9 protein-coding genes are annotated in these 8,467 nt (G+C 64.9%); 3 read left to right on the top strand and 6 right to left on the bottom strand.

Annotated features, from left to right (window positions below):
* Positions 1 to 371: 371 nt before the first annotated feature.
* Entirely contained in the window at positions 372 to 1,391 is a 1,020-nt protein-coding gene (locus EOA27_RS11975; protein WP_126083634.1) for a TadE/TadG family type IV pilus assembly protein, read from the top strand.
* Positions 1,392 to 1,500: 109 nt separating this feature from the next.
* On the opposite strand, the gene mbfA is transcribed toward EOA27_RS11975, so the two are convergent.
* The gene (mbfA, locus tag EOA27_RS11970) at positions 1,501 to 2,484 is read right to left on the bottom strand and encodes an iron exporter MbfA (protein ID WP_126063482.1); all 984 of its coding nucleotides are present in this window, start codon (positions 2,482 to 2,484) and stop codon (positions 1,501 to 1,503) included.
* Positions 2,485 to 2,665: 181 nt separating this feature from the next.
* Between mbfA and EOA27_RS11965 the strand changes: the two genes are divergently transcribed.
* Entirely contained in the window at positions 2,666 to 2,989 is a 324-nt protein-coding gene (locus EOA27_RS11965) for a hypothetical protein (RefSeq protein WP_126080275.1), read from the top strand.
* A 432-nt stretch (positions 2,990 to 3,421) separates the two neighbouring features.
* On the top strand, positions 3,422 to 4,399 hold the full coding sequence (locus tag EOA27_RS11960) for a threonine/serine dehydratase (RefSeq protein WP_126080274.1): 978 nt from the start codon (positions 3,422 to 3,424) through the stop codon (positions 4,397 to 4,399).
* Positions 4,400 to 4,444: 45 nt separating this feature from the next.
* Here EOA27_RS11960 and EOA27_RS11955 read toward each other — a convergent pair whose 3' ends face one another.
* The 5 genes from EOA27_RS11955 to EOA27_RS11935 form a co-directional block, all read right to left on the bottom strand.
* Complete coding sequence (locus tag EOA27_RS11955) at positions 4,445 to 4,969, bottom strand: hypothetical protein (RefSeq protein WP_126080273.1); 525 nt, start codon at positions 4,967 to 4,969, stop codon at positions 4,445 to 4,447.
* Between the two features lie 70 nt (positions 4,970 to 5,039).
* Positions 5,040 to 6,176: an ABC transporter permease gene (locus tag EOA27_RS11950; protein ID WP_126080272.1), complete on the bottom strand. Its 1,137-nt coding sequence runs from the start codon at positions 6,174 to 6,176 to the stop codon at positions 5,040 to 5,042.
* On the bottom strand, positions 6,173 to 7,093 hold the full coding sequence (locus EOA27_RS11945; RefSeq protein ID WP_126080271.1) for an ABC transporter ATP-binding protein: 921 nt from the start codon (positions 7,091 to 7,093) through the stop codon (positions 6,173 to 6,175). Before EOA27_RS11945 ends, EOA27_RS11950 begins: the two co-directional genes overlap by 4 nt.
* Entirely contained in the window at positions 7,090 to 8,043 is a 954-nt protein-coding gene (locus EOA27_RS11940) for an HlyD family efflux transporter periplasmic adaptor subunit (protein WP_126080270.1), read from the bottom strand. The genes EOA27_RS11945 and EOA27_RS11940 overlap by 4 nt, the downstream gene beginning before the upstream one ends.
* A partial coding sequence (locus tag EOA27_RS11935) for a DUF1956 domain-containing protein (protein ID WP_127256261.1) occupies positions 8,040 to 8,467 on the bottom strand: 428 nt, incomplete at its 5' end. The genes EOA27_RS11940 and EOA27_RS11935, both read right to left, overlap by 4 nt.

The following is an 8,467-nucleotide window of genomic DNA, read 5'->3' as shown; positions in this document are numbered from 1 at the left end:
GTCTTCCCCTTCTCCCCTTGTGGGAGAAGGTGTCGCCGAAGGCGACGGATGAGGGGTGCTCCAGCTTGGCGGCGCCACTTATCCGGTCGGAGTTCGCCAGCGTCTCACTCCGCTGGAACACCCCTCATCCGTCTCGGCGCTGCGCGCCGATCCACCTTCCCCCACAAGGGGGGAAGGGAAGATCACGTCCCGCTCACGAAACATTCAAAACCGCTTAAATATTCATGCACCGCTTTGGCGCATGCTTCGCGCCCGACCAACTTGCTGCCCAAGACGACGAAGGCCCTGAAATGTCCCGTTCCGCCCGAAAGTTCAGCCTGGCCGCGGTGGCCAGCGCGTTGAGGCGATTTTTCGCGCACTGCCACGGCTCGATGATGCCGATGATGGTGCTGCTGACGATCCCGCTGGTGACGGCAGTCGGCTTTTCGGTCGACTACACCTCGGCGGTGACGACCCGCAGCGACATGCAGAACGCGCTCGACGCGGCGATCATCTCGATCACCACGCTGCCGACCACGACATCGCTGGCCGACCGCCAGACGGCGCTTCAGCAGGCCTATGCGGCCAATAGCGGCCAGGGCACGGCGACGCTCACCAGCGTCAATGTCGACAGTTTCGGCGCGGCGACCTTCACCGCCACGGCCAGCTATCCGATGCCGACCAATTTCATGCAGATCGCGCGGATCAACACGGTGCAGGTCGGCGTCGGCTCCGCGGTGCGCAAGACGCCGGCGCTGGTGCAGTCCACCTTCAAGGTGACGAAGGTGTCGGGTTACTGGGCAAAGACCATGACGCTCTACGGCACCAAGTTCGGCGACACGGTGGCCAAGCCGCTGATGACGATCAGCTATAGCTATAACGGCTATGGCGATCCGAAGGGCTACGGCACGACCACGGTGAGCACTGTCAACGGCTCCACCAGCACAGTGGTGCAAAGCCAGGTGTGCACGACCGGCACACTAAAGTCCCTCCAGAAGAGCCTGCCCGCCGGATCGGTGATCCAGACCGACCAATACGGCACCAGATATTCTTGCGCCGACACCTTTTATCCTGCCAATGGCGCCGGCGCGGTGATCGACGTCAGCCAGATGGACCAGCTCTATCTGGAGATGGACGTGCCGTCGGGCAACCCGAAGGTGCTGAAATCGAACGACCCCGCCACCTCGAACCGGCTCTATATCGGCACCAGCGCCACCAACACGCCGGAGGTGGCGACCGGCAAGACCGTCAACATCTTCACCGCGGTGCCCTGCGGCCAGCCCGGCTACCAGGCTTGGGAAGACGGCGGCAACCCGGTGCCCGCCGATGTCAGCAACGCCGACTTCTTCTACACCACCACCGGCAAGTGCGACTACAACCAGCGCCCCTCGGAAACGGTGCTGACGCAGTAGGGCGCGGCTTAGCGCGTTTCACCGTTTCACGGAAACGGCGAACCGCTCTACCTCCTTGTTTTTACGCAATTCCGGACGGAAAACCGCTCACACTTTTCCTGGAATTGCTCTAGGCGTTCCCGATCAGCACGCCAGCCCCGAACACCAGCGCGCCGCCCAGCACCACCTGGAAGGCGGCGCGCCAGAATGGCGTCTGCATGTAGCGGTTCTGGATGAAGGCGATCGCCCACAGCTCGAAGAACACCACCACCGCCGCGACGATCGTGGCCGTCCAGAAATAGGGGATGAGGTAAGGCAGCGCGTGGCCGAGCCCGCCCAGCGTCGTCATGATGCCGACGGTCAGGCCGCGCTTGAGCGGCGAACCGCGCCCCGACAGCTTGCCGTCGTCGGAGGCGACCTCGGTGAAACCCATGGAGATGCCGGCGCCGATCGAGGCGGCGAGGCCGACGAGGAACGTCTGGAAAGTCGCATGGGTGGCGAAGGCGGCGGCGAAGATCGGCGCCAGCGTCGACACCGAGCCGTCCATCAGCCCGGCCAGCCCCGGCTGCACATAGGTGAGGATGAACTGGCGCTGCTCGGCGCTCGCTTCCTCCTCCTTGACCGCACCCGGCACGTGCTGCTGCTCCAGTTCGTGCGCCGAGCTCTCATGGCCTTGCTCGGCCAGAGCGAGATCGTCGAGCAGTTTGCGCGTCGAGGCGTCGGTGGTGCGCTTGGCGGCCTCGACATAGAAGCGGTAGGCCTGCCGCTCCATGTCCTCGGCCTGCCGGCGCACATGCTCGATGCCGAGCGGCCGCACCAGCCAGTCCGGCTTGCGCTCGTAATAGCCCCTGACATGCTCGCGCCGGATCAGCGGAATGCGGTCGCCGAATCGCTTGCGGTGCAGCTCGATCAGCGAGTCGCGGTGGCCGTCCTCCTCCTCGGCCATCGCCTCGAACACCTTGGCCGATTGCGGAAAGTCCTGCGCCAGGCCATCGGCATAGGCGCGGTAGATGCGCCCGTCATCCTCCTCGGAGGAGATCGCCAGCGCCAGGATCTCCTGCTCCGACAGCGAATCGAAGGAACGGCGGCCGAAGCCGAAAACACGGGAAAGCATGATGGGATCACTCTAGTTTAGAATGATTCTAAACTATGGTTTCAAGCACCCAACGTCAATTGCGAAGGCCACGGGCCGCGCGCAAAAATGGATGACCAGGCGTGCTCGGAGCGGCCCCTTCATTATTGCCGAATGTTAACCTATATTGACGCGACAGCCGAAATCGAAGGAGACCAACGCAATGACGGAGAAGAAGCCGCCGCACGCATTCGACGCCAAGCCGGTGCTCGATCTCATCGCCAGCATCGAGGCCGACCTGCGGCGCCTGAAGGGCCTGGTCGAGGAACAGCTCGAGAAATTCGATCCCGCCAACCCGCACAACAAGACGCCGGACGGCAAGCTGACCGAGGAGGGCGCGGAGTGCTGCTACCGCATGTTCGACGAAGGCAAGTCGCGCTACACGGTTTCCCAGCAGATGAAGATATCCTTCGCCGCCGCCACCCACCGCTTCAACACCTGGCGCAAGCTCGGCGGCAAGAAGCGGACGCCAACGCTGCTGGGGTGAGCGGGGCGTTCGCAAGGACCGCGATTGGCCGTGGCCACATTCCCGATCCATGCCGTGACGCTAAGGCGTTGCAGCGGTTACAGAATTCTGCACCGTCGCGCGTACCGCAAAGGTCAAGGCATGGATACTCGGGTCAAGCCCGAGTGTGACGAAGGAATAGGCGACTCGGCTAATCGCATAGGTCGCGCCAACAGCGCCCGCTCCGCCCGGCGCCACTTTCAGCCACAGCGCTTTCTCGTCCAGTATCAAGACAAGCCCAGCGACCCGGGACAGCATCAGCCTTTTGCGATTGGCGGTAGCCAAAACTCCCGACGAAGGTGAAGGCGCGCCAGCGCACCACCGCCAAACCTTGTCCCCGTCACATTTTTTCGTTGGCGCGCGCCGGCCTTTTGCGTGCACCAGGGGCGATCGCGTTCTTTCGCAAGGCCCGCCATGACCACCCTGCCCGGCATATCCGACATCCGCGCCGCCGCCGAGCGGCTTTCCGGCCTGATCGTCGAAACGCCGCTGATCGAATCGCCGGAGATCAACAGGCGCCATGGCGGCCGCATCCTGTTCAAGCCGGAGACGCTGCAGCGCACCGGCTCCTTCAAGATCCGCGGCGCCTATAACAAATTGTCGACGCTAAGCGAGGAAGAGCGCAGCCGCGGCGTCGTCGCCTTCTCGTCCGGCAACCATGCGCAGGGCGTGGCGGCGTCGGCCGCCCTGTTCGGCGTCAAGGCGGTGATCGCCATGCCGGCCGACGCGCCGGCGATGAAAATCGGCAATGTCCGCAGGATGGGCGCCGAGGTGGTGACGTTCGACCGTTTCAAGGAGGATCGCATGACGGTCGTGCGCCCCTATATCGAACAAGGCATGGCGCTGGTGCCGCCCTTCGACGATCCGGCCATCATCGCCGGCCAGGGCACGATCGGGCTGGAATTGATGCGGCAGGCCAAGGCGCTGGGCGTGGCGCTCGACGCCGTCGTCATCCCTTGCGGCGGCGGCGGCCTTTCGAGTGGCATCTCCGTCGCGGTCAAGGACGCCTCGCCCAATACGCAGGTCTGGGCGGTCGAGCCGGAGCATTTCGACGACACGCGCCGCTCGCTCGCCAAGGGCGAGCGGGTCGCGAACGATCCCGGCCACAGCTCGATCTGCGACGCGCTGCTCACCGCCGAGCCCGGCGCCATCACCTTCGAGATCAACCGCAAAAATCTCGCCGGCGCCATCGCGGTGTCCGACGAAGCCGCTGCCCAGGCGATGCGGGACGCCATGGCCCATCTCAAGCTTGTGGTCGAGCCCGGCGGCTGCGTCGCGTTTGCCGCGCTCTCCTCCGGCGAGATCGACCTCGCCGGCAAATGCGTCGCCGTGATCCTGTCCGGCGGCAATGTCGATTTCGGTACCTATGCCGAGATCATGACGGCCGCGTAGGACTGTTGCGCCTACCACAAGCGTCAGGCCTTCAGCTTGTGTGGCTCAAAAGGCCCAATCACCTTTGGTTCGCCGGATTTCCTCTGAGGTCAGGAAGTGGATCTCCATAAGGATCGGTTCTTCCGGTCCTCGGAAGAAATGCAATTCCGTATGGGGAAGCACAAGGCGGCGCACTGTTTCGGAGGCACTGTCGACTTGGTACTCTTCGCTGTGAAGGCCGAGATCAGTAAGCAGCGCCTTGGCGGAGGAAAGTCTCATGGCTGGGCTGAAGCCATCGAGATCGATTTGGCTGTTTCCGCTCCACTTCAAAGGTAAAGACTTGGCGACGTCCGGCATGTGCCACAGCTTGATGCTGATGCGGTTGACGCGAGCCCGATTCCGGCGGGTCAGAATGTCGATCTCCAGGTCGCCATAGCCAAGAAGAAAGCCGCAGGGCTGATTCTGATAGACATACAGCCATTTCGGGAAGCCAAGGTGCTTCTGGACTGGGCCGAGATCGGCTCCGACACGCAAGGGCATGTCTTTCTTGCCCGTGATCAAAGGAAGGATATGAAGTTTGCCCCGCAGCATCTATCAACCTGAATTGGCCCGTCACAGGCGATGCACTCTATAGTCTCGGCTACCGCGCCGGCGGTGCCTATCAATCCAGCGTCCGTCTGAACCGCACCAGCGCGACCCCGGCAAACAGCGCCACGAACACCGCCAGCCAGCCGATTTCCGTCGCCACCGCCGGCAGCTCGGCGCCCTTGAGCATGACCGCGCGGGTGATGCGCAGGAAATGCGTCAGCGGAAAGATCTCGCCAAGGCTCTGCGCCCATCCCGGCATGCCGCGATAGGGGAACATGAAGCCGGAGAGCAGCAGCGAGGGCAGGAAGAAGAAGAAGGTCAGCTGCATGGCCTGCATCTGCGAGCGGGCCATGGTCGAGATCGTGTAGCCGAGCAGCACCAGCGAAAGCACGAAGACCAGCACCGAGGAGAGCAGCAGCGTCAGGCTGCCGACGAAGGGGATGCCGAACAGCAGCTTCGCCGCCACCAGCACCACCACCACCTGCACCGCGCCGACCACCAGGTAAGGCAGCACCTTGCCCAGCATGATCTCGAGCGGGCTCGAGGGCATGGCCAGAAGGTTTTCCATCGTGCCGCGCTCGGTTTCCCGGGTCAGCGCCATCGCCGTCATCATCACCATGGTCATCTGCAGGATTACGCCGAGCAGGCCGGGCACGATGTTGTATTGCGAGACGCCTTCCGGATTGTAGCGCCGGTGCACGACAACATCGAGCTGGCCGCGCGCCGCTTCCCTGGCCGCGTCCTGGGTGCCCTGGGCTCGCAGCAGCGCCTGGCCGGCAACGGTGCTGAGCGTGGAGATGGCGCCGCTGGCGACGGACGGGTCGGTGGCGTCGGCTTCGATCAGGATCTGCGGGTTGTCGCCGCGCTCGACGCGGCGCGCGAAATCGGCGGGAATGGTGACGACGAAGGAGACGTCGCCGCGCGCCATCAGGAACTCGGCTTGCGCGGCACTTTGCGCGACATGGTCGAAGCGGTAGTAGCCGGTGGTCTGCAGCGCCGAGACCATCGCCCGCGTGTAGGGATCGCTGCTGGTCGCCACCAGGGCCGCCGGCAGGCTCTTCGGGTCGTTGTTGATCGCAAAGCCGAACAGCACGAGCTGCATCAGCGGCACGCCCAGCATCATGGCGAAGGTGATGCGGTCGCGCCGCATCTGGATGAACTCCTTGGTGAGCAGCGCGCCCAGCCTGGCGAAGGAAAAGACCGCGTTCATGCCATATTGTCCTTCGAGCCGGACATGAACTGGATGAACACATCCTCGAGGCTGGTCTCGCCCGGCGTCACCGTCACGTCCTTGTGCTCCTTCTCGACGTCGGCCAGCGCCTTTTCCAACGCTGCCTTGTCGGAGCCGACGACGTGCAGTGTCGCGCCGAACGGCGCCACCTGGTCGACGCCGGGCCGCCCCTGCAGCGCCTGGGCGACCTGGTCGAGCCCCGGCCCATGCAGCACGAACGTGGTCAGCCCGGCATTCCTCACCACCTCGTCGACCGTGCCGGCGGCGAGCATCTTGCCGTAGGAGATGTAGCTGATGCGGTGGCAGCGCTCGGCCTCGTCCATGTAATGGGTGGAGACGAGCACGGTGAGCCCGCCGCCGGCCAGGCGATGGATCTCGTCCCAGAACTCGCGCCGCGCCTTGGGATCGACGCCGGCCGTCGGCTCGTCGAGCAGAAGCAGCTTCGGCTTGTGCATGATGCAGGCCGCCAGCGCCAGCCGCTGCTTCCAGCCGCCGGAAAGCGTGCCGGCCAGCTGGTTGCGGCGGCTCGCCAGGCCGAGCTCTTCCAATGTCCTCGCCACATAGTGCTCGACCGGCTTCAGCTGGTAGAGCCGCGCCACGAATTCGAGGTTCTCGCCGATCGTCAGATCCTCGTAGAACGAGAATTTCTGCGTCATGTAGCCGACTTCACGCTTGATCCTGAGCGCGTCGGTGCGGATGTCGAAGCCCAGCACCGTGCCGTCGCCCTCGTCCGGCGTGAGCAGCCCGCACATGATGCGGATGGTCGTCGTCTTGCCCGAGCCGTTCGGCCCGAGGAAGCCGACGATCTCGCCTTCGGCGACCGTCATCGTCACATGGTCGACGACCGTCTTGTCGCCGAAGCGCTTGACCAGGCCGCGGACGTCGATGGCGTTCATTGCCCCATATCCGCGAGATCGACATCGACGATCTGGCCGGGCTGCAGCGGCCCGGCATCGCCCTCCGGCCGCGCCTCGACGAGATAGACCAGCTTCTGCCGGTTCTCGAGCGAGTAGATCACCGGCGGTGTGAATTCGGGATCGGGCGAGACATAGCTGACGCGCGCCTTCAGCCCTGCCCCGCAGCCATCGCAATGGACGCTGAGCGCGGTGCCGACCTTGACCGACGAGAACGCGCTTTCGGGCACATAGACGCTGAGCTTCACGGCGCCGTCCGGCAGCATCGAGATCACCGGTGCGGTCGGCCCGGCCGTGTCGCCGGGATTGCGGATCACGTCGTTGACGCGTCCGGGCGAGGGCGCCATCAGCACCCGCTTCGACAACCGCCACTCAGCCTGCCGCAGGGCCGACTGCGCCTGCTTGACCTGGTTGTCGGCGGCCTTGATCGTCTCGGGCCGCGCCGGCAGGTTGCCGACGGCGAGATTGGCTTCCGCCTGGCCGACCTGCGCGTTGGCCGTCTCCAGCGAGGCCGAGGCGGTGTCGTAGTCGGCCTGCGTGCCGGTGCCGCGCTTGTAGAGGTCGCTGGCGCGGTCATATTTGCGCTTGGCGTCGGCGGCCTGGGCTTTTGCCATGTCGACCTCGGCCTTCAGCACGGCGATCTCTTCCGAACGCTTGCCGACCTGCAGGTCGGCAAGCTGCGCCTGTGCCTGGGCAAGCGCGGCCTCGGCCTGCGCCACCTCGATTTTGGCATCGGCATCTTCCAGCGTCGCCACCGCCGCGCCGGTCTCGACGCGGTCGCCGCGCCTCACCGTCACCGTCGCCACCTGGGCCACTTCGATCGGCGCCATCAGCACATATTCGCCTTCGACATAGCCGACGGCGAGGGGTGCCGCCGGCGCGCAGGCGCCGAACAGTTGGGCCGCGAGCGGCAACGAACAGAGAAAGCTCATGATTTGCCCTTCTTGCCGGCGGGCGCATCGCGCGCCGCTAGCATTGCCCTGAGATTGCCGGTCGTGACCGCCACCACCTTGGCGGCCTCTTTCTCGCCGATCTCGCGCCAGCCCATCCGGCGCATCACCGCTTCGCGGCCGATGCGGAAATAGATGACTTGGCCGATCATGGTGAAAACGGTGAGCCGGGTTGCCTCGCTCTCGGCCGGTTCGCCGGTCGCCTGCTCCCAGATCTGGCACAGCCGCCGGTGCGTCGGCTCGAAGACGCCGGCATAGATGCGGTCGAGCGCGGCGGTCGGATGCGAGAGCTCGCGAAGTACGAATTGTACGATCTCGCCCGCTTGCGGACTGACGATGACGAAGCCCACCATCCGCTCCAGCGCCGCAAAGAGCTGTGCCCTGGCGGCTTCCGGGGTTGCCGGGG

The organism is Mesorhizobium sp. M2A.F.Ca.ET.037.01.1.1 (assembly GCF_003998075.1).
Lineage (GTDB): Bacteria > Pseudomonadota > Alphaproteobacteria > Rhizobiales > Rhizobiaceae > Mesorhizobium.
This window is presented reverse-complemented; position numbering and strand designations above follow the sequence as displayed.